Consider the following 26390-nt stretch of genomic DNA (forward strand, 5'->3'; position numbering starts at 1 on the left):
TAGGAGGGCATTCATGCGAATAATCAAAAGTCTTATTAAATTGTTGATGATAATGGTATTACTCATCGCCCTCGTTTTTGCAGTATTAAAGTTCGTTCCCAATTTTAAAAATGAACCATGGAATCCTGTTGGAGATAAAGAAGTTTACCAAGTGACTGATGATGAAGGGTATCTTGTGCCATTAAATGGAAGGCGTTATATTCAAAGTGAAAATGACATTTTTAGAAATATGCCTAAAAGTCAGATGAGAAATGTATTTAACTGGATTGATAAATATGAATTCATGCAAGTCAATGAAATGACGCGTATGGGATATGATCAAGAATTTTTAATTGCACAGCGAGGAACACAGTTTATTTTGTATCGTTTTGGTGACGACTCAATGCGTGTCTATACAACAGAACACGACCTTTATTATGACCTCAACCAACTCGGGACGTCAATTCAAATGAAGCCTATAAGTGAATATCAACAAGACGATGATGATTAATGTATGATAAAGTTTTACCCTTGAGATAACACTTTGGATAAGTTAGGCTATAGATGAGACTGATTAATGAGAGGTGATTTTACGATGTCTGACAACCATCAACCGCAACAAAGTAATGAGCAGTTAAAAGCTCAAAACTTATTTGCGAAATGGCGTAAAGATGAAACGCTGTATAAAGAAGACGAAGAAAAATCGCATCAACAACAATCGAAACAATCATCATCATAAGCGTAAATAGAAGCGGGGTAGAAATCTTAAGGTGGCGTATCCATTTCTACTTCGTTTTTTTTATTTTCATCATACTGTACGAATCATCGCTATGAGGTGAAAGCCTAAGTTCTGATAGATATTTGTGAATAATGACAGCATGGGACTTTATTTACATTCCCGAGTAATATAAAATAATAACAGTACATACAATGAAATAAAATTTGAGGTGTTGAGGTTGTCCAATTTTTTTAAAAACAACAAACTCGTTGTGTTGTTTTGTGCATTAATATTATTTATCGCTTTAATTGGATTATCAATTCGTTCGCACTCACAATCAGTTCCAGAACAGTATGTCAGTGATACCACTTCTTTTGGACAAAGGGTTTTCTCTTATCCCATTCATTTTGTGGCTGGTACCATTACAGACATTTTTCATAAGACTGAAAAGCCGACGAATAAAGAAAAACAATTAGAAGCTGAAAATGAACGTCTTAAATCAGAAAATAAAAATCTCAAAAAAGAATTAAATATGAGTGATATTTCTGAATATGAACCTGTGACTGCAGCTGTCATTGCGCGACAACCGGACCAATGGTTAAATACGATTGTCATTGATAAAGGTAAAAAATCTGGCATCAAAGAAAATATGGCAGTGATGACAGCAGATGGTTTAGTCGGTCGAGTTGCTAAAGTGAATCAGTTTTCATCTCAAATTCATTTAATCTCGACAAAAGGACGCACAAACCGGTTATCTGTCAATGTACAACATGATGGTCATGAAGTTTTTGGTTTGATTGATCATTTTGATGAGAAAACGAATCACCTCATTATTAGTGATATCGATAATAATGAAGACATCAAAGCGGGAGACAAAGTTGTGACGAGTGGCTTAGGCGACCAGTTACCTAAAGGGCTTTACATAGGTGAAGTTAAAAAAGTGCAGAATGATCAATACGGCTTATCAAAACAAGTAGCGGTTGAAACAGGCGCTAACATCAACCATTTTGATCACGTCTATATTGCAAAGAGAGATCCTAAAACGATTGTTAGCGATGAGGGTGACGAATCATAATGAAATCCATTTACTATATTCTCGTTGCGATACTTATGTTTTATCTAGATACCGTTTTAACTTTCCTATCACCCATCATGATAGGGGGACAACGTTTTATATTAGTGCCTCATCTGGTGTTCTTATTTTTGGTTTTGGTCACAGTATATAAAAATACAAGTATTGCTTTAATACTCGGTGTGTTATTAGGAACAGTTCATGATTTGTTTTTCGGACAAATATATGGCGTTTACCTATTTGGTTATATTGTTTCTATATTATTTGCTGATAAATTTTTAAAAGTGTTTTTCCGTGATCATGTGATGGTCTTTGTTATGACGTTAATCGGTGTTGTTTTTCTAGAAATTTTTGTCGTCATGCTATATATGATTGTTGGATTCGTTGATTTCAATTTCGGTCAATTTATAGTATTTCGCATATTGCCTACGTTATTGCTCAATGGACTTTTACTGATATTCCTTTACTTCGCTGCAAACTATTTTTTAAATCCTAATCGTTCTATTGACACGAAGTAAAACGAATGGTATGATGCAATAGTTGAGTAGTTCATAGCTACATACAACCGCTCAAACATAGGTTTAAGTACATTTTGTCACCTATGTATGGCGTGACTTATAATATAGGAGGTGCAAAGTATGTTTGCTATTATTGAAACAGGTGGAAAACAAATCAAAGTTCAAGAAGGTCAAGAGATTTTCGTTGAGAAATTAAACGTAAACGAAGGTGACACTTTCACTTTTGATAAAGTTTTATTTGTTGGTGGAGACAACGTTAAAGTTGGCGCGCCTACAGTTGAAGGTGCGACAGTTACTGCAACTGTTAACAAACAAGGTCGTGGTAAGAAAATTACTGTTTTCACTTACCGTCGTCGTAAAGACTCTAAACGTAAAAAAGGTCATCGTCAACCTTACACTAAATTAACAATCGACAAGATTAATGCATAATTATGATTAATGTTGATATTAAAGTAAACGACGAAGGTCAAATCACAGATGTCATTATGGATGGTCATGCAGATTATGGTGAACACGGTCAAGATATTGTTTGTGCAGGTGCATCAGCAGTGGTTTTTGGTAGTGTGAATGCCATTATCGGCTTAACTTCTGAACGTCCAGATATTGATTATTCTGAAGATGGTGGGTATTTTCATGTGAGAGCTGTGGATACGAATAACGAGCAGGCTCAGTTGATACTCCAATCGTTACTTATTTCTTTACAAACAATTGAAGAAGAATATAATGAGTATATTAAATTAAATCTGAAGTGAGGTGTAACTCATGCTAAAATTAAACTTACAATTTTTCGCATCGAAAAAAGGGGTAAGTTCTACTAAAAACGGTCGTGACTCTGAATCTAAACGTTTAGGTGCTAAACGTGCTGATGGTCAATTCGTTACAGGTGGTTCTATCTTATTCCGTCAACGTGGAACTAAGATTTACCCAGGTGAAAACGTAGGTCGTGGTGGCGATGATACATTATTCGCTAAAATCGACGGCGTTGTTAAATTCGAACGTAAAGGTCGAGACAAAAAACAAGTTTCTGTTTATGCAGTTGCTGAATAATTTGTCAATCTTTGACACCAGAAGGTAACTTCTGGTGTTTATTTTTTATATTAAACGAATGCTTATTATTTCATATGATGTGCGAATTCATATGTGATGCATGAAATTAAAGCAAAAGAGGTGAAAACATGTTTGTCGATCAAGTAAAAATATCATTGAAAGCTGGTGATGGCGGTAATGGTATCACTGCCTACCGTCGTGAAAAATATGTACCATTTGGTGGCCCAGCAGGCGGTGATGGTGGACGTGGGGCTTCAGTCGTGTTTGAAGTGGATGAAGGCTTACGTACATTAATGGACTTTAGATATCAACGTCATTTTAAAGCTAAAAAAGGCGAAAACGGACAAAGCAGTAATATGCATGGTAAAAATGCAGAGGACCTTATTTTAAAAGTGCCGCCAGGTACGATCGTTAAAGATGTTGAAACAGGGCAAACGTTAGCGGACCTTGTTGAACATGGTCAAAGTGCGGTTGTTGCTAAAGGTGGACGTGGGGGACGAGGAAATTCTCGTTTCGCGACCCCTAAAAACCCTGCCCCTGATTTTAGTGAGAACGGTGAGCCAGGTGAAGAAATAGAAGTAACTTTAGAACTTAAATTGTTGGCAGATGTCGGGTTAGTCGGTTTTCCAAGTGTGGGTAAATCTACTTTATTATCCATTGTCTCTAAAGCAAAACCTAAAATTGGTACGTATCATTTTACGACAATTCAACCGAACCTAGGTGTAGTGGAAACGAAAGACCAACGTAGCTTCGTCATGGCTGACTTGCCAGGTTTAATTGAAGGTGCTTCTGAAGGGGTCGGATTGGGCCATCAATTTTTAAGACACGTGGAACGTACGAAGGTCATTGTTCATGTTATTGATATGAGTGGTATGGAAGGGCGCGATCCCTATGAAGACTATCAAATCATTAATCATGAGCTTAAAGCATACGCGCAACGCTTAGAGGATCGTCCACAAATTGTCGTTGCGAATAAAATGGATATGCCTGATGCTGAAACACAACTCGAAATGTTTAAAGCGCAACTCAATGATGAGACAGTAACGATTGTACCGATTTCGTCTTATACGCGAGAAAATATTGATCAATTGCTTTATGAAATTGCCAATACACTTGAAAAAGTAAAAGATGTTGATTTCTCTGCACAAGAGGAAGAGGTCGGCGTTAACCGTGTACTTTATAAACATACACCGTCTCAAGATAAATTTACAATTACACGTGATGATGACGGCGCTTATGTAGTAAGTGGTAATGCAATCGAGCGTATGTTTAAAATGACGGACTTTAACAGTGAACCAGCGATTCGTCGTTTTGCGAGACAAATGCGCTCAATGGGTATTGATGATGCATTGCGAGAACGTGGTGCTGAAAATGGAGATATTGTACGTATTCTTGGTGGAGAATTTGAATTTGTCGAATAATATTGAGAGTGGAGGTTCTGAAGAAGTATGAAACATCAATTTTATATTATTCGTGAAGATGTGTTGCCCTATGTTGTTAAGCGTGTCCTAGAAGTGAAGGCATCATTAAAAGAAGACCAATCACTAACAATTCAAGAAGCTGTAGATATGCATGATTGTTCCCGTAGTGCGTTTTATAAATATAGAGACACGATATTTCCGCTAGAAGATGTTCAGCAACAGACCGAAGTTTTTACGATTATTTTATTTGTGACAGATAAAGTTGGTATTTTAGCACAAATACTTGAGAAACTTTCTGAATTAAACCTTTCTGTATTGACGATTCATCAAAGTGTTCCCACTGATCAAAAAGCATCGATTACATTATCATTAGATGGTCGAAACGCAAAGTGGGGACCATATCAAATCATTAATGAACTACGCCAAATGGAAAACGTATATAATGTAGACATTATTGGAATGAACATGTAAGGAGCGCTATTGAATGTATGCATATATTTCAGGAAAATTAACAGCACTACATCCGACACATATCGTCGTTGAAACATCATCTGGAGTCGGTTATGAAATTCAAACACCAAACTCATATCGGTTTCAAAAACATTTAGATCACACAGTAAAAGTGTATACGTCTCTCATTGTACGTGAGGATGCGCAATTACTCTATGGTTTTATTGATCAAGAAGAAAAGGATATGTTTTTAAGTCTGATTAAAGTGACAGGCATTGGACCAAAGTCAGCATTAGCGATTTTAGCAGCGAGTTCTCCAAATGAAGTAAAACGAGCCATTGAAAATGAAAATGATGCCTATTTAACGCAATTTCCAGGTATTGGTAAGAAGACTGCACGCCAAATTGTTCTCGACTTAAAAGGTAAAGTGGTTGTCACGGAGGAGATTAGCGAAGGGTTACTCAATATAACGACGTCGCAGGACGATCATTATGTACAAGAAGCTTTACTTGCATTAGAAGCGTTGGGCTATTCTAAACGCGAATTGAAAAAAGTAGAAAAAGCGATGCAACAACAAACATTTAATGATGTCGATGAAGCAGTAAAATATGGTTTAAAACAATTGATTTCATAAAGAGGTGAGGTAAATGGATCGAGATCGAATGATGGATGGACATGAGCAATTGGATGAACACACATTTGAATTGTCATTAAGACCTGAGCGTTTAAGACAATACATAGGTCAGTCTGCAATCAAGTCCAACCTTGATGTGTTTATACAAGCCGCTAAAATTCGTGAGGAACCATTAGATCATGTCTTACTCTTTGGCCCACCTGGCTTAGGTAAAACCACTTTGTCACACATTATTGCTAATGAAATGAATGTCAATTTGCGAACTGTTTCCGGTCCGTCGATTGAACGACCAGGTGATTTAGCTGCGATATTAACGGGTTTGCAGCCCGGGGATGTTCTTTTTATAGATGAAATTCATCGTTTAAGTAGTGTTGTAGAAGAAGTGCTTTATCCAGCGATGGAGGACTTCTTCTTGGATATCATTGTAGGTAAAGGGGACGAAGCAAGAAGTATTCGTATTGATCTGCCGCCGTTTACGTTAGTTGGTGCAACGACGCGCGCGGGGAGCTTAACAAGTCCTTTGCGCGACCGTTTTGGTGTGCATCTAAGACTTGAATACTATACCGAAGAGGAACTAACACAGATCATTATCAGAACAGCTGAAGTGTTAGGGACAGCCATTGACGAAGAAAGTGCGATTGAAATTGCGAAAAGAAGTCGAGGGACACCACGTATCGCAAATCGTTTGCTGAAACGCATACGTGATTTCCAACAAGTGAAACAGGACGATATGATTTATATTGAGACGACAAAACATGCGCTCAAATTACTTCAAGTGGACGATGAAGGCTTGGATTATATCGATCACAAAATGATGGCTTGTATTATTGAACAATATCGCGGTGGCCCGGTTGGATTAGATACGATTGCTGTTTCAATAGGTGAGGAAAGAGTTACGATTGAAGATGTTTATGAACCGTTCCTGATTCAAAAAGGTTTCTTGGAACGCACACCTCGAGGTCGAAAAGCGACACCTTATGCCTACGAACACTTTAAATATACGAGCCAATAAGTGAAGGAGTCATTATTTTGAATATAGAAGAATTTGATTATGTATTACCTGAATCACTCATCGCTCAAACCCCGCTTAAACAACGCGATCAAAGCCGTTTATTATATTTGAATCGGGATACAGGTGAGACTGAGGATTTACATTTCAAGGATATTACACGTTTTTTCAGACCTGGCGATACGTTAGTTCTCAATGATACACGTGTGATGCCAGCACGTTTATTTGGGGTTAAAGAAGAAACAAATGCCAAAGTAGAAATGTTAATGTTGACGCAAATTGAAGGTGATGATTGGGAGGTCCTTTTAAAACCAGCGAAACGTATTAAAGTAGGACAAACGTTGAGTTTTGGGGAAGGTAAAATTAAAGCGACTTGTATAAAAGAACTTAATCAAGGTGGACGTGTGATGCGTTTAAGTTATGATGGGATTTTACAAGAGCGCTTGGACGAACTGGGTGAGATGCCATTGCCTCCATATATTAAGGAACGTTTAGATGAAAAGGAACGCTATCAAACGGTGTATGCTAAAGCAGCAGGTTCAGCAGCCGCACCAACAGCTGGATTACACTTTACTGACGAATTATTAGAAGACATTCGAAAGCAAGGCGTTCATATTGCATTTGTAACATTACATGTCGGATTAGGCACATTCAGACCTGTGAGTGTCGACAATATTGACGACCACGAAATGCATAGTGAATATTATCAAATGTCACAAGAAACTGCCGATATTTTAAATCAAACGAAAGCGGCAGGGCATCGTATCATTTCAGTTGGAACGACGTCTACACGAACGCTTGAGACGATTCGAACGCAATTTGATTCATTCAAAGCGACGAGTGGCTGGACAGATATTTTTATTTATCCTGGATACGAATTTAAAGCGATAGATGGTTTAATTACCAACTTCCACTTGCCGAAATCAACGTTGGTTATGCTTGTTTCGGCGTTTAGTTCGCGTCAATTTGTGTTATCTGCTTATCGACATGCTGTGAATGAAAAATACCGATTTTTTAGTTTCGGTGACGCAATGATTATTATTTAGTTTGAGAGGAGAATATGATGCCTGCAGTAACATATGAGCATATTAAAACATGTAAACAGTCGGGTGCACGATTAGGGATTGTGCACACGCCTCATGGTTCGTTTGAAACACCAATGTTTATGCCAGTTGGGACTAAAGCAACGGTGAAAACAATGAGCCCTGAAGAATTAAAACAAATGAATACTAAAATTTTGCTTGGAAATACGTATCATTTATGGTTACAACCTGGGAATGAAATCGTTAAAAAAGCTGGTGGATTACACAAATTCATGAACTGGGATGGCCCGATTTTAACTGATTCTGGCGGCTTCCAAGTATTCAGTTTAAGTAACTTGCGTAAAATAACAGAAGAAGGTGTAGAATTCCGCCATCATACGAATGGTTCGAAGTTATTTTTATCACCTGAAGATTCTATTAAAATTCAAAATGATTTAGGTTCTGACATTATTATGGCGTTTGATGAATGTCCACCGATGCCCGCTGAATATGACTATGTGAAAAATTCATTAGAGCGTACGACTCGATGGGCAGAGCGTTGTTTAGCAGCGCACCAACGTCCTGAAGATCAAGCGTTATTTGGCATTATTCAAGGTGGCGAGTATAAAGATTTACGTCAACAGTCTGCAGAGGAACTTGTGAAACTCGATTTTCCTGGTTATGCGATTGGCGGATTGTCTGTTGGAGAGCCAAAACCTGTGATGTACGAAATGGTCGAACATACAGAGCAATTTATGCCAAAAGATAAGCCACGCTATTTAATGGGCGTGGGTTCTCCAGACGCTTTAATTGAATGTAGTATCCGCGGTATGGATATGTTTGACTGTGTACTTCCGACACGAATTGCGCGTAATGGTACGTGTATGACATCAACGGGACGATTAGTCGTAAAAAATGCACAATTTAAAGATGATTTCCGTCCTTTAGATGAAAATTGTGATTGTTATACATGTCAAAATTATACACGTGCATACTTGCGCCACTTGATTAAAGCAGATGAAACATTTGGTATTCGTCTTACTACTTACCATAATCTGCATTTTCTGTTAAAATTAATGGAGAACATTAGACAGGCTATTCGAGAAGACCGTCTTTTAGATTTTAAAGAGGAATTTTTCGAACAATATGGTCTGAATGTTGATAATCCGAAAAATTTCTAGATAGGAGTTATGATTTATGTCTTCACTTATTAGTTTATTACCATTAGTATTACTGTTTGTAGTGATGTGGTTCTTTATGATCCGTCCGCAACAAAAGCGTGCGAAAGAGCATCGCCAAATGGTTGAACAATTACAAGCAGGTCAACGTGTGACTACGATCGGCGGCATCAAAGGGACAGTTCGTGCAGTAGATGAAACATCAGCTGTGATTACTGTAAATGGTAAAGGGACAGAATTGACTTTTGAAAAGCAAGCCATTAAGCAAGTTGACCCTTCATAATCATTGATTGTATCCGTAAGTTTGCATACAATAAAGGACATGGCTTAACACCATGTCTTTTTTATTGTATGCTCAAAATGACTTGCGCTTTACGGAATAATTCAAGTATGCTTTTGACATAAGATTAAATGAGGTGTTCATGTGAAAAAAGTAAGTAGAATGATTACCTTTTTATTACTCGTAGTACTCTTGTTTGCGGGCATGGGTACGACATATAAAAGTGTAGTCAACAATGTTAAGTTAGGACTTGACCTTCAAGGCGGATTTGAAGTTTTATATCAAGTTAATCCACTTGAAGAAGGTGACAAAATTGATAACACCGCAGTACAATCGACCGCTAAGACACTAGAGCGTCGTGTCAATGTTCTGGGGGTATCAGAGCCTAAAATCCAAGTTGAAGATCAAAATCGTATCCGCGTTCAGCTTGCAGGGGTTCAAGACCAAAATCAAGCGCGTAAAATTTTGTCTTCACAAGCGAACTTAACCATTCGTGATGCAGATGACAAAGTGTTATTAACAGGTAAAGACCTTGTACAAGGTTCAGCCAAACAAGAATTTAAGCAAAATACGAATCAACCCGCTGTGACGTTTAAATTAAAAGACAGCGATAAGTTTAAAAAAGTAACAGAAGAAATTTCTAAAAAACAAGAAAATGTCATGGTTGTTTGGTTGGACTTCGAAAAAGGCGACAGTTATGAAAAAGAAAAAACAAAAGAAGATCCAAAATATATTTCTGCCGCTTCTGTAAACCAACCGATTAATTCTACTAATGTTGAAATTTCAGGTGGTTTCCAAGGTGAAAAAGGAATTTCTGAAGCTAAACAAATTGCAGATTTATTAAATTCAGGGTCACTTCCTGTAGAATTAAAAGAAATTTATTCAACATCAGTTGGTGCGCAATTTGGTCAAGACGCTTTAGATAAAACCATTTTTGCGTCTATGATTGGTATCGGCATTATTTTCTTATTTATGCTGTTATTCTATCGTTTACCAGGCGTTATTGCTGTCATTACATTAACGACGTACATCTATTTAACAATTGTTGCATTTAACTTCATTTCAGGTGTGCTGACATTACCAGGTTTAGCTGCACTCGTTCTTGGGGTCGGTATGGCCGTCGATGCAAACATCATTATGTATGAACGTATCAAAGATGAAATACGTATTGGGCGAACGTTAAAACAAGCCTATAAAAAAGCGAATAAGAGTTCATTTATTACTATTCTCGATGCCAACTTAACCACTGTGTTAGCAGCAGCTGTACTGTTCTTCTTCGGTGAAAGTTCAGTCAAAGGTTTCGCAACGATGTTATTACTTGCGATTCTCATGAGTTTCGTAACTGCTGTCTTCTTAACACGTATTTTATTATCATTAGTCGTACATTCAAACGTGTTCAAGAAAAAATTATGGTGGTTTGGTGTTAAAAAATCACAAATTCATGATATTAATGAAGGTTTAGACGTCCATGATTTAAGTACACCATATGACAAAGTAGACTTCATGAAATGGGCGAAACCGTTGTTTGCGTTGAGTGGTATAGTCATTTTAGCGGGTGTTATTATTCTAGCTATTTTCAAATTGAATTTAGGAATTGATTTCACAGCAGGTACACGTGTTGATATACAAAGTAATCAAAAATTAACTCAAGCACAAGTCGAAAAAACGATGGAATCCATTGACCTTAAACCAAATCAATTGTCAATTGGTGGTACAAACAATGAAAATGCATCAATGCAATTTAAGCGTGACTTGAATAAAGATGAAATTGCAAAAGTGACGGAAACCCTAAAAGAAAAATATGGTAAAGAACCATCTGTCAACACTGTATCGCCAGTCATCGGACAAGAATTAGCGAAAAATGCGATGTTAGCAGTGCTGATTGCATCAATCGGTATGATTATTTATATTTCTTTACGCTTCGAATGGCGTATGGGTATATCCTCCATCATTTCACTGTTGCACGACGCCTTTATGATTATTGCGGTGTTTAGTTTATTTAGATTAGAAGTTGACATTACATTCATTGCAGCGGTTCTGACGATTATTGGTTATTCGATCAATGATACAATTGTTACGTTTGACCGAGTACGTGAAATGTTAACTAAAATCAAAGTGATTACGAAAGAAGAACAAATTGACTACATTGTGAATAGTTCCATTCGCCAAACATTGACCCGCTCGATTAATACGGTGTTGACAGTTGTGATTGTTGTTGTTGCATTGCTCATTTTGGGTGCATCAAGCATATTCAACTTCTCACTTGCGCTACTTATCGGTCTTGTATCGGGTGTGTATTCATCCATTATTATTGCCGTGCCATTATGGGGCATGTTGAAAAAACGTGAATTACGTAAATCTCCGCATCACAAACTTGTGGTTTATAAGCGTAAACGTTCGAATGAAGAAAAAGTATTAGTTTAATTCAATGCTTGCAACTTTAAAGGGAGACTAGGACCTGTGAAACGTCTTAGTCTCTCGTTCTTTTTATTTAAGCGAAATTTCGATATAATACTGTGTGGAGAAAGTGGCGGTGAATGATATGATAAAATCTAAATTTCAATGGCAAACCGAAGCAAAGCGACAATCGATGGATGATACATTGGTTGAACAATATAATTTGACGCCTTTGATGCGCACAATTTTGGAAAGTAAAGGTTATACGGAATCAGCACAGCTCGCACAAATATTAGCAGCATCAAAAGAAAGTATGCATGACCCAAGTTTGATGAGCGATATGGATAAAGCCATCGAACGTATACATACAGCAATTCAAAATCAAGAAAAAATATTAGTGTACGGGGATTATGATGCGGATGGTGTAACATCTACAACGATTATGGTTAAAACACTACAACAACTCGGTGCGATGGTAGGGTGGTACATTCCTAATCGTTTCACTGAAGGCTATGGTCCGAGCGCGCCTGCGTTTAGAAATGCGTATGATGAAGGGGTTGCCCTTATTATTACGGTAGATAATGGCATACAAGGTCATGCAGAAATTGAAATGGTTCAAAACTTAGGTGTGGATGTCATTGTGACGGATCACCATGAGATTGGCGACACATTACCACCGGCTTATGCGATTGTCCATCCGATGCACACAGATTTTGAATACCCATTTCCGAATCTGTGCGGTGCTGGGGTTGCCCTTAAATTAGCACAAAGTTTGCTCGGCGATGTGCCAAACGTATTTTGGATTTATGCGATGATTGGTACAATTGCGGATCTTGTTTCTTTAACAGATGAAAATCGATACATTGTTAAACAGGGTCTGAAATTGTTAAATGAAAGTCCTCCTGTTTCAATTTCAGCCATTCTGAATCAAGCGCAATTCAATGATACAGTTACGGAAGAGACGATCGGTTTTATTATTGGACCAAGACTAAATGCAGTAGGCCGTTTAGACGATGCCTCGCTTGCAGCAGAGTTACTCATGACAGATGATGAAGATGAAGCGCTCTTTTTAGCCGAACAAGTTGAGCATTTTAATGTAGAACGAAAAGAAATTGTCCAAACCATTGTTGAAGAAGCGATGATCATGGCAGAAGCTGCAGTTGAAGCGGGAGAACATTTTCTAGTTCTTGCAAAAGAAGACTGGCATGAAGGTGTCCTCGGTATCGTCGCATCAAGAATTGTCGAAACGTTCCATTTGCCGACAATGATATTAAATATTGATCACGAACAGCAACATGCGAAAGGGTCTTCACGAAGTATTACCCAAGTGTCCATGTTTGAAGCGTTATCTTCACAACAATCGATTATTTCTAAATTCGGTGGACATCACATGGCAGCAGGCTTAACTTTACCGATTGATCAGGTGACTGCCTTACGTGATGGGTTAAACGAGTGGATGGCGACACATAATGATACGACTCAATTGCAACCGATTCAAAAAGTAGATGTCACAGTCGATGTTGGCCATATTACGGTAGAACAGATTCAATCTATTGAGCGACTTCGACCGTTTGGTACAGACTTTAAGCGACCGATTATTCAAGTGAATGGTTTGACAGTTCAACAAAGTAAAGGCATTGGTCAACAACAAGCGCATTTGAAGATGACCTTTGTCGAACAAAATTTACAAGCATTATTTTGGAATCAAGGTGCGCTGTCAAGTGAACTTATGCCAAATCAACATGTCGATGTGACGGGGGAACTTCAGATCAATGAATGGAACGGTAATCGGACGGCTCAAATGGTTTTAACCGATATGAAGAGTAATGAGCTTCAAATTTTAGATTATCGTAGTAAAAATAAACGTTTGCCTGTATTTGAAGATAATCAACAAGTCTGTTACTTAATTCATCCGAACCAAGATAAGACGTCACCACATGAATATTATTACGGAGAGTATATTCCACAACAATATGACAAATGTGTGATGCGTGATTTACCATTAACGATGGATGATATCAAGCTATCTTGTCATTATTTAAATACTTCTCAAATATATCTCGTATTTCAGCATCAACACTCGATATATTTTGAAGGGTTACCACAGCCCGCAGATTTTAAAAATTGTTATAAAGCATTGTATCAAAAAGGACAAACCGATTTACAAAAAGATGGGGTTGCATTAAGTCAGTATATTAATGTTAAGCCAACAATGCTCAAATTTATTTTAAAAGTTTTTCTTGACCTTGGAATCATTCGTCAAAAAGATGGTATAATCGAGATTGTGCATTCTACAGATAAACAACCGATTACCTCTAGCCGAGTTTATCAAGCACGTTTGCAGCGGATTGAGGTAGAAAAACAGTTACTTTATGAAGAATTTGGTACCATTAAGTCTTGGATAGAAAATGAATTGGCACGGAATGAATGAGGAGGATTTTAATGGATTTAAAACAATATGTATCAGAAGTGAAAGATTGGCCAAAAGCAGGGGTTAATTTTAAAGATATTACAACAATTATGGATAATGGTGAAGCTTACGGTTACGCAACAGATCAAATCGTTAAGTTTGCGAAAGAGAAAAATGTAGATATCATCGTTGGACCAGAAGCACGTGGTTTTATTATCGGTTGCCCTGTTGCGTATGCGATGGGGATTGGATTTGCACCAGTGCGTAAAGAAGGTAAATTACCACGCGAAGTCATCCGTTATGAATATGATTTAGAATATGGCAGCAATGTTTTAACGATGCATGCAGATGCGATTAAGCCTGGCCAACGTGTATTAATTACTGATGATTTATTAGCTACAGGCGGCACAATTGAAGCGGCGATCCATCTTGTTGAAAAACAGGGGGGGATTGTAGCTGGGATTGCATTTATTATTGAGCTTGCATATTTAAATGGTATGGATAAAATTAAAGATTATGACGTGATGTGCTTAATTAAATATGAAGAATAGTCAGTGTTTATTCTAATATGAGGAAACAACTTCATACAATCATGTGTGAGGTTGTTTTTTATGATCATAAAGGTATCAATGAGCCTTTTTAATCACTTTCTATGTCAAAAATGAAGTATATTTAATAAATTACGCCGTTTCTCTGAATTATGCGTTATGATTCGGTTCAATTATTTCAATTCATGTAGTATGATAGTATTATTATTGATAACGTGGGGGTGACCATATGAATAACGAATATCCATATAGTGTTGACGAAGTTTTACATAAAGCGAAACAATATTTAGATAAAGAGCAGTATGAATACGTGCTTAAAAGTTATCATATCGCTTATAAGGCACACGAAGGACAATTTCGTAAAAACGGTTTACCATATATTATGCACCCCATCCAAGTCGCAGGTATCCTAACAGAAATGCATCTTGATGGGCCTACGATTGTTGCTGGTTTTTTACATGATGTGATTGAAGATACACCTTATACATTTGATGACGTCGCAGAAATGTTTAACGTAGAAATTGCAACGATTGTAGATGGTGTAACCAAATTGAAAAAGGTGAAATACCGTTCTAAAGAAGAGCAACAAGCTGAAAATCATAGAAAATTATTTATTGCCATCGCTAAAGATGTCCGTGTTATTTTAGTGAAATTGGCAGACCGTTTACATAATATGCGAACATTGCGTGCGATGCCTCGTGAAAAGCAAATTCGCATTTCTAAAGAAACATTAGAAATTTATGCACCATTAGCACATCGTCTAGGGATTAATACGATTAAATGGGAGCTTGAAGATATTGCTTTAAGATATATCGACAATGTACAATATTTCAGAATCGTTAATCTCATGAAGAAAAAGCGAAGTGAACGTGAGGCCTATATTGAGAATGCAATTGAAAATATTCGTAAAGAAATGGATATTATGGATATTGAAGGCGAAATCAATGGTCGACCGAAACATATTTACAGTATTTACCGTAAAATGATGAAACAAAAAAAGCAATTCGATCAAATTTTTGATTTACTTGCTGTGAGGGTTATTGTTCATTCGATTAAAGATTGCTATGCCGTCTTAGGGTTAGTGCATACTTTATGGAAACCGATGCCAGGTCGTTTTAAAGATTATATTGCGATGCCAAAGCAAAACATGTATCAATCACTACATACGTCAGTAGTAGGTCCAAATGGTGATCCCCTTGAGATTCAAATTCGTACATTTGAGATGCATGAAATTGCTGAACATGGTGTCGCTGCACACTGGGCATACAAAGAAGGCAAACAAGTTGATAAAGATAATGAAAACTATAATAAAAAGCTAAACTGGCTAAAAGATATCGCAGAAACGGATCACACGTCTTCAGATGCACAAGAATTTATCGAGTCAATGAAGTTCGACTTACAAAGTGATAAAGTGTATGCATTCACCCCGGCGAGTGATGTCATTGAGTTACCGTATGGCGCAGTGCCAATTGATTTTGCGTATGCCATTCATAGTGAAGTCGGTAATAAAATGATTGGTGCAAAAGTCAATGGCAAAATTGTACCGATTGATTATGTGTTGCAAACGGGAGATATTGTCGAAATTCGAACGAGTAAACATTCATATGGTCCAAGCCGTGATTGGTTGAAAATTGTTCGTTCTTCGAGTGCGAAAAGTAAAATTAAAAGCTTCTTCAAAAAGCAAGATCGTTCATCTAATATAGAAAAAGGTAAGTTTATGGTCGAAGCAGAATTGAAAGAACAAGGTTTCAGACCAGAAGAATTATTGACTGAAAAAAATATAAAAATCGTGAATGATAAATACAATTTTGCGAATGAAGATGATTTATATGCTTCAGTTGGATTTGGTGGTGTTACAGCACTACAAATTGTCAATAAATTGTCTGAGCGATTACGTATTGAAAATAAACAAAAAGCATTGAATCAAGCACAAGAAGTGACAAAAGCAGCACCAATTAAAGATTCGATTACAACAGATTCAGGTGTTTATGTGGCGGGACTAGACAATGTACTCATTAAATTGTCTAAATGTTGTAACCCGATTCCTGGTGACCGTATTGTCGGTTATATTACAAAAGGGCATGGTATTAAAGTTCACCGTACAGATTGCCCGAATATTAAAAATGAAAATGAACGTTTAATCGATGTCGAATGGGTGAAATCTAAAGATGCGTCACAAAAATATCAAGTTGATTTAGAAGTGACGGCATACGATCGCAACGGTTTACTCAATGAAGTACTTCAAGCTGTGAATAGTACTTCAAGTCAATTGATTAAAGTCGCTGGCAAATCAGACGTTGATAGAAATGCTGTCATTAATTTAAGTATTATGGTAAAAAATGTACATGAAGTTTATAAAGTTGCAGATAAAATCAAACAACTCGGGGACATTTATACAGTGACACGAGTTTGGAATTAGGAGTGCATAAAGATGAAAATCGTTGTACAAAGAGTTCGATCTGCAAGTGTTAAGAATCATCAAATAGAGCGCACAATACAACAAGGATTTTGTCTACTCGTTGGTATTGGTGAAGGAGACACACAAGCAGACGCAGAAGTGTTAGCGAAAAAAATCGCAAACGCAAGAATTTTTGAAGATGAAAACGAAAAACTTAACTTAAATATTCAACAAATGAAAGGCGAGATTTTATCTATTTCGCAATTTACATTGTATGCGGATGTGAGAAAAGGCAATCGCCCAGGCTTTACGAAAGCGATGGCACCTGATCAAGCAAATGAACTGTATGAATATTTTAATGATCAGTTACGTGCATTCCAAATTCCAGTTGAAACAGGTGAATTTGGAACCGATATGCTTGTCAATATTCAAAATGATGGACCTGTGACGATGATTTATGAGAGTGTAGATGGCAAAGTCGTATGAAAAAGGGTGATCAATGGTTAAAACAAAAGCGCATCCACCCACAACGCTTTTATGGCACATGCTTAGTGATCGCAATCATTGGTATTCTTGTCGTGTCGTATTTTGTGTTAAGACATAGTGATGATGATCATATCAATTTAATTGAGGACGCGGAAATTCGAACTGGTCCGAATGCGGGTTATCCTGTACTTTATCAGGTGCATAAAGGTGATGAATTTCAACAAATTGGCAAACAAGGTAAATGGATACAGGTGCGATCGGCGAATGGCAAGCAAAAGGGATGGATTGCTGGCTGGCATACGAATCTCGATATCCCTGAAGATGTGAATCCACATGCAAATCCTTTGAAAAATAAAACGATTGTCCTCGATCCTGGTCATGGTGGTGGCGATCAAGGGGCTTCAAGTCGACAAGGTGATAAAATTTTAGAAAAAGATATCACTTTGAAAACAGGATTAGAATTAAAGACATTACTTGAGAAAAAGGGTGCGAACGTGAAAATGACGCGTTCAACCGATGAATATGTCAAATTAAAAGACCGTAATCTCAAAGGCGATGCTTTTATCAGTATTCATAACGATGCTTTGGAAACGCCGAATGCCAATGGTGCAACTGTCTATTGGTTTCATGAACAACAAGAAGGACTCGCTCAAACGTTAAATGCTAGCATACAAAAGAAAGCGATGTTATCGAATAGAGGCACGAGACAAGAGAATTATCAAGTTTTACGGCAGACGGAAATGCCTGCTGTATTGCTTGAATTAGGCTACATTAGTAATCCGACTGACACTGTCATGATGAAGGATGAAAACCATCGTCAAATCGTTGAACAAGCGATTGTCGACGGATTAGAAAGTTATTTTTTAAGTTAATGTCTTGAAACTGATTTAAAAAACAGTTATGATTAATGATGAATTTTATATTTAACACCGTTTGTATTCTTGAATGAACTAAGCATTAATCGATGTATGAAGAGAGTTTATCCACCGGCTGAAAGATAGACCTTCGCGCTTAGTGAAATGAACACAAGGAAAGGTACTTTATGAGAGTAAAGTCGTGTCGCTCGCGTTAAGAGCCTAGAGTGAAGAACTATCTGTATAGGATTGTTCTTAATTAGGGTGGCAACACGGCAAAATAAAGTACGTCCCTTGTATGTTTAATGCATACAGGGGTCTTTTTTTATCCAAACAAATGGCTGAAGTTAAGCATAGAGAAGAAAAGGAGCGATAAAGATGATTCACATTCCACGTGGCACGCAAGATATTTTACCTGAAGAAACATCGAAATGGCGTTATATTGAAGCGAAATTGCACAAATTGATGGAAGTTTATAATTATCAAGAAATTAGAACCCCAATTTTTGAAAGTACGGATTTATTTGCACGCGGTGTAGGTGATTCTACAGATGTTGTGCAAAAAGAAATGTACACGTTTAAAGATAAAGGTGACCGTAGTATTACATTACGTCCTGAGGGGACAGCTGCGGTAGTCCGTAGTTATATTGAAAACAAAATGCAAGGTTTACCGAATCAACCTGTAAAATTGTATTATAACGGACCAATGTTTCGTTATGAAAGAAAACAAAAAGGGCGCTATCGTCAATTTAATCAATTCGGTGTAGAAGCGATCGGTGCAGAAAATCCGAGTATGGACGCTGAAGTGCTTGCAATGGTGATGCACATTTACCAATCATTCGGGTTGAAAAAATTGAAATTAGTCATCAATAGTGTGGGTGATGCTGAGTCACGTGTAGACTATCAAAATGCATTACGTGAACACTTCCAACCAGTCATTCATAACTACTGTAAAGACTGTCAACAACGTATTAAAACGAATCCAATGCGTATTTTAGATTGTAAAGTGGACCGTCATCAGCCAGAAATTAAAACAGCACCGTCGATTACAGACTTTTTAAATGACTACTCAAAAGCATATTTTGAAGCGGTGAAGTCGCATTTAGATCGACTTGGCATTCCATATGAGGTGGATCCAAACTTAGTAAGAGGTTTAGATTACTACACACATACGGCGTTTGAATTAATGATGGATAATGAAGCATATGATGGCGCCATTACAACGTTATGTGGTGGGGGACGATATAATGGTCTCTTAGAATTATTAGATGGTCCGAGTGAAACAGGTATTGGGTTTGCATTAAGCATTGAAAGATTATTACTCGCTTTAGAAGAAGAAGGTATTGAATTCCCACAAACCGAGCATATTGATTTGTTTGTAGCAACGATGGGAGAAAAAGCGGATGACTTTGCAGTGACACTCCTGAATCAACTCAGACATGCTGGCGTTTCGGTGGACAAAGATTACCTATCTCGCAAGTTAAAAGGTCAAATGAAACAAGCTGATCGACTTAATTCAACTTATACTATTGTCATTGGAGATCAAGAACTTGAAGCTGGAGAAGTGGCTGTGAAGCATATGGCGACGGGTGAAACTCAAACAATGAAATTTGAAGAAATAGAAAGTTATATTCATGGAGGTAAAGAATAATGGCAAAGCGAACGACTTACTGTGGTTTAGTGACAGAAGCATTATTAGGACAAGAAATTACACTTAAAGGATGGGTACACAATCGCCGTGATTTAGGTGGCCTAATCTTTGTAGACGTCAGAGATAGAGAAGGTTATGTACAAGTCGTTTTCAATCCTGACTTTTCAAAAGAAGCGCTTGAAGTAGCTGAACGTATTCGCTCTGAATATGTCGTTGAAATTACAGGTACAGTAACTAAAAGAGATGATGAAACAATCAACCCTAAAATTAAAACTGGGCAAGTAGAAGTCCAAGCGAAATCTATTGAAATTATTAATCAATCTGAAACACCACCGTTTTCAATTAATGAAGAAAACTTAAATGTGGATGAAAATATTCGATTGAAATATCGTTACCTCGATTTACGTCGTGAAAAATTAGCGCAAACATTTAAAATGCGTCACCAGATTACACGTTCAATTCGTCAATTTTTAGATGGAGACGGTTTCTATGATGTTGAAACGCCTGTTTTAACGAAATCTACGCCAGAGGGTGCACGTGATTACCTTGTGCCTTCACGTGTACATGACGGGGAATTTTATGCATTACCACAATCACCTCAATTGTTTAAACAACTTTTAATGATCAGTGGTTTTGATAAATATTACCAAATTGTCAAATGTTTCCGTGACGAAGACTTACGTGCTGACCGTCAACCTGAATTTACACAAATCGATATTGAGATGAGCTTTGTAGAACAAGAAGATGTCATCCAATTAGGTGAAGCGATGGTCAAAAAAGTACTTGCGGATGTCAAAGGTATCGAAATGACAGCTGCATTTCCACGTATGACATATGCTGAAGCGATGTCACGTTATGGTACGGATAAACCGGATACACGTTTTGGTATGGAATTGTTAGATGTATCTGAACTCGGTCAAATCATGGACTTCAAAGTATTCAAGGGCGCAGTAGAAAATGGCGGTCAAGTGAAGGCACTTGTTGTTGAAGGGGCAGCATCAGATTATACACGTAAAGATATTGATGGTTTAACTGAATTTGTGAACATTTATGGGGCGAAAGGTTTAGCTTGGGTCAAAGTGGTAGAAGACGGCTTGAATGGTCCAATTGCACGTTTCTTTGAAGAAGATCACGTCGCTCAATTACAAGCATTAACAGGTGCTAAACCGGGAGATCTCGTCTTATTTGTCGCTGATTCTAAAGATGTTGTGGCACAAAGTTTAGGTGCACTTCGTAACAAGCTTGGAAAAGAACGTGGACTTATCGATCCAGAACAATATAACTTCCTATGGGTGACAGATTGGCCGTTACTTGAATATGATGAAGAAGCGCGTCGTTACGTTGCAGCACACCATCCATTTACATCACCTAAAGTAGAAGATATTGATTTATTAGAAACTGCGCCTGAACAAGCACAAGCACAAGCTTACGACCTTGTATTAAATGGTTTCGAATTAGGTGGCGGATCAATTCGTATCCATGATGGTGAATTGCAACAACGTATGTTTAAAGCATTAGGATTCTCAGACGAAGCCGCACAAGAACAGTTTGGTTTCTTATTAGATGCGTTTAAATACGGGGCACCACCACATGGCGGTATCGCTTTAGGTTTAGACCGCTTCGTCATGATCTTAAGTGGCCGTACGAACTTACGTGACACAATTGCTTTCCCTAAAACAGCATCTGCGACAGATTTAATGACAGATGCACCAAGCCCAGTATCTGAAAGACAATTAGACGAATTATCTTTACGCATTAAACATTAATTTAAATACAGCATGCGCAAAACATTTTTCTTGAATAATCAATAAAGTATGATATGATTAATTCATAAGATAGTCATCTGTAGTGTTCGTAAGTTCGCTTTATGTATTTTGACCTAACACTCTTTGATCAGGGAGCCCAATGGGTTTTCTTGCAGCGCACACGCCTCTACAGGAGGACGTGCAAAACAAGAAACAGGGCACCCACCTGTATATAGCAGGCCAAAATGATCAAGCACTTTACAACTACGGCATAACGGATCTATCGGTACGCAAGGCTTCGTGTCTTGCGTATTTTTTATGTATTCATTTAAAATGGTATATGAATTTGTATTTAAAGGAGATTAATATGAAACATCAATTTTCTCGTAACGAACTGGCTATCGGACAAGAAGGGCTCGACAAATTAAAACAAACAACAGTCGCTGTATTAGGTGTCGGTGGGGTAGGTTCTTTTGCTGCAGAAGCTTTAGCGCGTACGAATATCGGCCATATTATTTTAATAGATAAAGATGATGTAGATATTACAAATGTGAACCGTCAATTACATGCATTAACGACGACAGTGGGACAAAGTAAAGTGAGTTTGATGGAAGAACGTATTCGCCTCATTAACCCGGACTGTAAAGTGACGCCATTACATATGTTCTACACGGAAGAAACGTACGAACAACTTTTTACGGATTATGATATCGATTATGTTATTGACGCAAGTGATACGATTATTTATAAAGTGCATTTAATGGAACAATGTTTAACACGTGGTATTCAAATCATTTCTAGTATGGGTGCAGCGAACAAAACGGATCCAACACAATTTGAAATTGCGGATATTTCGAAAACACATACGGATCCAATGGCACGTATTATTCGAAATAAATTAAAGCAAAAAGGAATTAAAAAAGGAGTGCCTGTTGTATTTTCTAGTGAAAGTCCAATCGTCATTCGTGAAGATGTAAAAGCGGTAGTCGGTGACGCGCAAGGTAAAAACCGTAAAGCGCAAATGCCACCATCGTCAAATGCATATGTGCCAAGTGTGGTTGGTTTAATTTGTGCAAGTTATGTATGTAATAACATTTTGAAAGACATTACAGTACAACGCATTAAAGATAAATAGTGTTGAAATTTAAAGGTGCGGCACTATCAATTTAGTTTGATTCAAATGTACAATTTAAGAGATTTGAATTGAATTAATTGTATACGTATTTGTCAATTGGTTTATTCTTGTAAATGTGTCATTAAGCTAATAGTAGGAAAGGGACTGGGAAAACTTAATTTTCTAGTCCCCTTCCTTTTTATGGACATATATCGATTAATGATGATAAAACAGGCAAAAATGAGGATGAATGGAACGTCACCATTGGATGTTATGGGGTTGTCTCCATTTCATAAACTTGCCCTCAGTGACTACATTTGATGTAAGGTTGCCCAGAAGGCTGAGACTCTTGAGGGATGAAGTTAAAAACAAAATAACGTCAATTAACTTTGATAGTGGCTACTGTTTAACGCAGTAGCTGTCTGACTTCTCAATGCGTTTGCTTTTGAGAAGTCTAGTCAGCCTTGCGGGGGCAGTACGACGAAATCTTCGTTACACATGAGATTTCTGTACTGCTCCCAAAATCCACTAACGCTTCAACAATTGTAACAGTTTAATCAAGCGTTAGTTAGTTGAAGGGCCAGCCCCTAAGAAAGCGAAGCCATAAGGGCAATCAGAAGTCACAAATCACAGCGAGGGCAAGTTTAACAAAATGTTGCATCCACAGCATCAAAAATTTTTATGTCCTAGTATGTTTCCTAATCTTTTATCGTCATTCATCTGTTTTTAAGTTACGATAATTCACTTTGTTGCTGTTTAATATTATCATAAATCTGTTTGAATTGTTGTTCTGCCTTCGATGTATCTTTAGGTTCATAATATTGTCTGCGCTTTAATAAATCCGGTAAATATTGTTGAGCAACAAAACCGTTCGGATAATTGTGTGGATATTGATAACCTATTGCGCGTCCCAATTCTTTTGCCCCTTGATAATGGCCATCTTTTAAATAATCTGGCACTTGCCCCACATGCCCTTGACGAATATCACTTAACGCAGCGTCAATAGAACGGATCGCTGAATTCGATTTTGGTGAAAGACACAATTCGATAACAGCTTGGCTGAGCGGGATCCGTGCTTCTGGAAAACCGAGTCTTTCTGCAGATTCGATAGCAGCCAAAGTCCGTTGACCCGCACCTGGAGAAGCTAAACCAATATCTTCATAACTAATGACGAGCAATCTTCTCGCTATCGTCGGAAGATCACCTGCTTGTATCAATCGTCCTAAATAGTGCAGTGCAGCATCGACATCACTGCCTCGAATAGATTTTTGAAACGCACTCATCACATCATAATGCATATCCCCATCTTTATCACTTAAGAAGGCGCCACGTTGCAAACAATCTTCTGCATCTTGCAAGGTGATATGCGGGGGTTGATCATTTGCACTTAATACTGCTAATTCTAAAGCATTTAAAGCACTGCGCACATCACCTTGACTTTGTGTGGCAAAATATTCGAAAGCATCGTCGTCAATCGTGGCCTCGAATTGTTTTAAACCTCTTTCTTCATCGTTCAGCGCATTGGACAAAGCGATTTTAATATCATTTTTATCGAGCGGAAATAATTCGAAAATTTGGGCTCTTGAACGAATTGCAGGGTTAATCGCGTGATAAGGATTTGAAGTCGTTGCGCCGATTAATACGATTTTCCCATTTTCTAGATGCGGTAATAAAAAATCTTGTTTCGCCTTATCTAATCTATGAATTTCATCTAATAAGAGTATGACTTGTCCTGACATTTTTGCTTCATCGACAATCATTTGCATATCTTTTTTTGTGTTTGTCACAGCATTTAATTGTCTGAACTTGAAAGCTGTACTGCCCGCAATCGCTTGAGCAATACTTGTTTTTCCGATGCCTGGAGGACCGTAAAATATCATAGATGACAACCTTTTCGCATTGACCATACGCCGAATAATTCCCGTTTCACCAACGAGATGTTGTTGTCCAATGACTTCATCAATGTTTCGTGGGCGCATTCTGGAAGCAAGTGGTTCAGTCAACATCGTTATCCCTCCATTGTTATTAGTTTTGTACACTTATATACAATGGTATTATATTAATATAAAAAATGCTAAAATAAAAATAAATCGGATGATGTAAGGTGAGGAAAAAATGAAAATATCCACTAAAGGAAGATATGGTTTAACATTAATGATTGCTTTAGCTAAACGACATGGAACAGGCTGTGTATCATTAAAAACGATTGCTGAAGAAAATGGTTTAAGTGATCTTTATTTAGAACAACTCGTAGGTCCACTGAGAAACGCTGGGCTGATTAGAAGTGTGAGAGGTGCAAAAGGCGGGTATGAATTAAAGATGCCAGCGACTGAGATTACGGCGGGTGATATTATCCGCTTATTGGAAGGTCCATTGACGATTGTAGAACGTATGGAATCTGAACCACCTGGTCAACAACAGTTATGGTTACGGATGCGTAATGCGGTTAAAGAAGTACTTGACCAAACGACACTACAATCTTTAGCTGACTATCAAGATAAAGATGCGTTAGAAGGCTATATGTTTTATATTTAATCAGGCATCTTGTTAAATATTAAGGAGGCGCTTATGGAACAGTTTACTTTAAAAGATGGACAATTTATTGATCAATTAGGATTTGGAACGTATAAGTTAAACGGTACAAAAGGTGTCCATGCAATGACGGATGCTTTGAATATGGGTTATCGTTTATTAGATACAGCATACAACTATGAAAATGAAGGTGCTGTAGGTAAAGCGATTCAAAATAGTCATGTGAATAGAGATGAGATTTGGGTCACTTCAAAATTGCCTGGGCGCTATCAAAGCGAGGCAAATGTTTATGAAACCATTCAAGAATCATTATATCGCCTTGGTTTAGACTATCTTGATTTTTATTTAATTCATTGGCCTAATCCAAAACAAGGTAAATATGTAGAAGCATGGAAAGCGATGATTGCAGCACAAAAGTCTGGATTAGTCAGACATATTGGTGTTTGTAATTTCTTACCTGAACATATTGAAAAACTTGAAAAAGAAACGGGTGTCTTGCCAGCGATTAACCAAATCGAGTTACATCCTTTTTTTAACCAAAAAGAAATGATTGCATATCATGAAGAGAAAGGCATTTTAACTCAAGCGTGGAGTCCATTAGGTCGTGACAATGGCGTCATGGATGAACCTGTGTTAAAACAACTGTCAGCGAAATATGACAAAACTGTCGCTCAAGTGATCTTAAGATGGCATGTTCAAAATGGTGTAATGCCTATACCGAAAGCAACATCATCCAAACGTCAACTTGAAAACTTTGATATTTTTGATTTTCATATTACAGATGAGGATCTTCAAGCAATCAATCAACTTACACGTGCTGATGGACGACGTAAAAATCAAGACCCGGCTGTTTATGAAGAATTTTAAATAGATGTTTAAGTCTCTGCAGAATGTGGAATATTTATATTAAGACATTCTTAAGGAGGCT

26 protein-coding genes, 1 other RNA gene and 1 other annotated feature are annotated in these 26390 nt (G+C 37.5%); of the genes, 26 read left to right on the forward strand and 1 reads right to left on the reverse strand.

The genetic code is table 11. The features are described 5' to 3' along the window. Positions 1-13 precede the first annotated feature (13 nt). The 24 genes from CD138_RS09390 (at position 14) to CD138_RS09500 (ending at position 22951) form a co-directional block, all read left to right on the forward strand. Positions 14-490, forward strand: coding sequence for a DUF4930 family protein (locus tag CD138_RS09390; protein ID WP_019169491.1), 477 nt, complete (start codon positions 14-16; stop codon positions 488-490). A gap of 66 nt (positions 491-556) precedes the next feature. Continuing rightward, complete coding sequence (locus tag CD138_RS14240) at positions 557-718, forward strand: hypothetical protein (protein ID WP_019169492.1); 162 nt, start codon at positions 557-559, stop codon at positions 716-718. A 217-nt stretch (positions 719-935) separates the two neighbouring features. Continuing rightward, the gene (gene mreC, locus CD138_RS09395) at positions 936-1772 is read left to right on the forward strand and encodes a rod shape-determining protein MreC (protein WP_019169493.1); all 837 of its coding nucleotides are present in this window, start codon (positions 936-938) and stop codon (positions 1770-1772) included. Then, positions 1772-2287 (forward strand): rod shape-determining protein MreD, encoded by a 516-nt coding sequence (gene mreD, locus CD138_RS09400; RefSeq protein ID WP_019169494.1) that lies wholly within the window; start codon positions 1772-1774, stop codon positions 2285-2287. The genes mreC and mreD overlap by 1 nt, the downstream gene beginning before the upstream one ends. Positions 2288-2322: 35 nt before the next feature. Continuing rightward, positions 2323-2395 (forward strand) — a sequence feature (ribosomal protein L21 leader region). A gap of 12 nt (positions 2396-2407) precedes the next feature. Continuing rightward, the gene (rplU, locus tag CD138_RS09405) at positions 2408-2716 is read left to right on the forward strand and encodes a 50S ribosomal protein L21 (RefSeq protein ID WP_019169495.1); all 309 of its coding nucleotides are present in this window, start codon (positions 2408-2410) and stop codon (positions 2714-2716) included. A gap of 2 nt (positions 2717-2718) precedes the next feature. Continuing rightward, positions 2719-3039 carry a ribosomal-processing cysteine protease Prp gene (locus tag CD138_RS09410; protein ID WP_019169496.1) on the forward strand — a complete coding sequence of 107 codons (321 nt, stop codon included), beginning with the start codon at positions 2719-2721 and terminating at the stop codon, positions 3037-3039. Positions 3040-3049: 10 nt separating this feature from the next. Then, positions 3050-3334: a 50S ribosomal protein L27 gene (rpmA, locus tag CD138_RS09415; protein ID WP_014613716.1), complete on the forward strand. Its 285-nt coding sequence runs from the start codon at positions 3050-3052 to the stop codon at positions 3332-3334. A gap of 128 nt (positions 3335-3462) precedes the next feature. After that, positions 3463-4755 (forward strand): GTPase ObgE, encoded by a 1293-nt coding sequence (obgE, locus tag CD138_RS09420; RefSeq protein WP_019169497.1) that lies wholly within the window; start codon positions 3463-3465, stop codon positions 4753-4755. Positions 4756-4782: 27 nt separating this feature from the next. After that, on the forward strand, positions 4783-5226 hold the full coding sequence (locus tag CD138_RS09425) for an ACT domain-containing protein (protein WP_019169498.1): 444 nt from the start codon (positions 4783-4785) through the stop codon (positions 5224-5226). Between the two features lie 13 nt (positions 5227-5239). Beyond that, positions 5240-5839, forward strand: coding sequence for a Holliday junction branch migration protein RuvA (gene ruvA, locus CD138_RS09430; RefSeq protein ID WP_019169499.1), 600 nt, complete (start codon positions 5240-5242; stop codon positions 5837-5839). A gap of 13 nt (positions 5840-5852) precedes the next feature. Then, the gene (gene ruvB / locus CD138_RS09435; RefSeq protein ID WP_019169500.1) at positions 5853-6851 is read left to right on the forward strand and encodes a Holliday junction branch migration DNA helicase RuvB; all 999 of its coding nucleotides are present in this window, start codon (positions 5853-5855) and stop codon (positions 6849-6851) included. A gap of 17 nt (positions 6852-6868) precedes the next feature. Continuing rightward, positions 6869-7894 (forward strand): tRNA preQ1(34) S-adenosylmethionine ribosyltransferase-isomerase QueA, encoded by a 1026-nt coding sequence (gene queA / locus CD138_RS09440; protein WP_019169501.1) that lies wholly within the window; start codon positions 6869-6871, stop codon positions 7892-7894. Positions 7895-7911: 17 nt separating this feature from the next. Further along, positions 7912-9051 carry a tRNA guanosine(34) transglycosylase Tgt gene (tgt, locus tag CD138_RS09445; protein WP_019169502.1) on the forward strand — a complete coding sequence of 380 codons (1140 nt, stop codon included), beginning with the start codon at positions 7912-7914 and terminating at the stop codon, positions 9049-9051. A gap of 16 nt (positions 9052-9067) precedes the next feature. Beyond that, positions 9068-9331, forward strand: coding sequence for a preprotein translocase subunit YajC (gene yajC / locus CD138_RS09450; protein ID WP_019165144.1), 264 nt, complete (start codon positions 9068-9070; stop codon positions 9329-9331). A gap of 141 nt (positions 9332-9472) precedes the next feature. Continuing rightward, positions 9473-11752 carry a protein translocase subunit SecDF gene (secDF, locus tag CD138_RS09455; RefSeq protein ID WP_019169503.1) on the forward strand — a complete coding sequence of 760 codons (2280 nt, stop codon included), beginning with the start codon at positions 9473-9475 and terminating at the stop codon, positions 11750-11752. A 118-nt stretch (positions 11753-11870) separates the two neighbouring features. Then, positions 11871-14156 (forward strand): single-stranded-DNA-specific exonuclease RecJ, encoded by a 2286-nt coding sequence (recJ, locus tag CD138_RS09460; protein WP_026066920.1) that lies wholly within the window; start codon positions 11871-11873, stop codon positions 14154-14156. 11 nt (positions 14157-14167) lie between these two features. Beyond that, complete coding sequence (locus CD138_RS09465; RefSeq protein WP_019169505.1) at positions 14168-14686, forward strand: adenine phosphoribosyltransferase; 519 nt, start codon at positions 14168-14170, stop codon at positions 14684-14686. 226 nt (positions 14687-14912) lie between these two features. Further along, positions 14913-17102 (forward strand): RelA/SpoT family protein, encoded by a 2190-nt coding sequence (locus CD138_RS09470; RefSeq protein WP_019169506.1) that lies wholly within the window; start codon positions 14913-14915, stop codon positions 17100-17102. Between the two features lie 12 nt (positions 17103-17114). Beyond that, positions 17115-17567 (forward strand): D-aminoacyl-tRNA deacylase, encoded by a 453-nt coding sequence (gene dtd, locus CD138_RS09475; RefSeq protein WP_019169507.1) that lies wholly within the window; start codon positions 17115-17117, stop codon positions 17565-17567. After that, complete coding sequence (locus CD138_RS09480) at positions 17564-18439, forward strand: N-acetylmuramoyl-L-alanine amidase family protein (RefSeq protein WP_019169508.1); 876 nt, start codon at positions 17564-17566, stop codon at positions 18437-18439. The genes dtd and CD138_RS09480 overlap by 4 nt, the downstream gene beginning before the upstream one ends. A gap of 360 nt (positions 18440-18799) precedes the next feature. Then, the gene (gene hisS, locus CD138_RS09485; protein WP_019169509.1) at positions 18800-20071 is read left to right on the forward strand and encodes a histidine--tRNA ligase; all 1272 of its coding nucleotides are present in this window, start codon (positions 18800-18802) and stop codon (positions 20069-20071) included. Beyond that, positions 20071-21837, forward strand: a complete 1767-nt coding sequence (aspS, locus tag CD138_RS09490; protein WP_019169510.1) for an aspartate--tRNA ligase — start codon at positions 20071-20073, stop codon at positions 21835-21837. The genes hisS and aspS overlap by 1 nt, the downstream gene beginning before the upstream one ends. A 71-nt stretch (positions 21838-21908) precedes the next feature. Next, a non-coding RNA gene (ssrS, locus tag CD138_RS09495) (6S RNA) lies at positions 21909-22101 on the forward strand. An 82-nt stretch (positions 22102-22183) separates the two neighbouring features. Beyond that, positions 22184-22951 (forward strand): tRNA threonylcarbamoyladenosine dehydratase, encoded by a 768-nt coding sequence (locus tag CD138_RS09500; RefSeq protein ID WP_019169511.1) that lies wholly within the window; start codon positions 22184-22186, stop codon positions 22949-22951. A gap of 710 nt (positions 22952-23661) precedes the next feature. On the opposite strand, the gene CD138_RS09505 is transcribed toward CD138_RS09500, so the two are convergent. Beyond that, positions 23662-24936, reverse strand: coding sequence for a replication-associated recombination protein A (locus tag CD138_RS09505; RefSeq protein WP_019169697.1), 1275 nt, complete (start codon positions 24934-24936; stop codon positions 23662-23664). A gap of 109 nt (positions 24937-25045) precedes the next feature. On the opposite strand from CD138_RS09505, the gene cymR reads away from it, so the two are divergent. Next, positions 25046-25465, forward strand: coding sequence for a cysteine metabolism transcriptional regulator CymR (cymR, locus tag CD138_RS09510; RefSeq protein ID WP_019169698.1), 420 nt, complete (start codon positions 25046-25048; stop codon positions 25463-25465). Between the two features lie 33 nt (positions 25466-25498). Continuing rightward, positions 25499-26329 (forward strand): aldo/keto reductase, encoded by an 831-nt coding sequence (locus CD138_RS09515; protein ID WP_019169699.1) that lies wholly within the window; start codon positions 25499-25501, stop codon positions 26327-26329. The last annotated feature ends 61 nt before the right edge of the window (positions 26330-26390 follow it).

Source organism: Staphylococcus intermedius NCTC 11048 (genome assembly GCF_002902385.1).
In the GTDB taxonomy this organism is placed as follows: Bacteria; Bacillota; Bacilli; order Staphylococcales; family Staphylococcaceae; genus Staphylococcus; species Staphylococcus intermedius.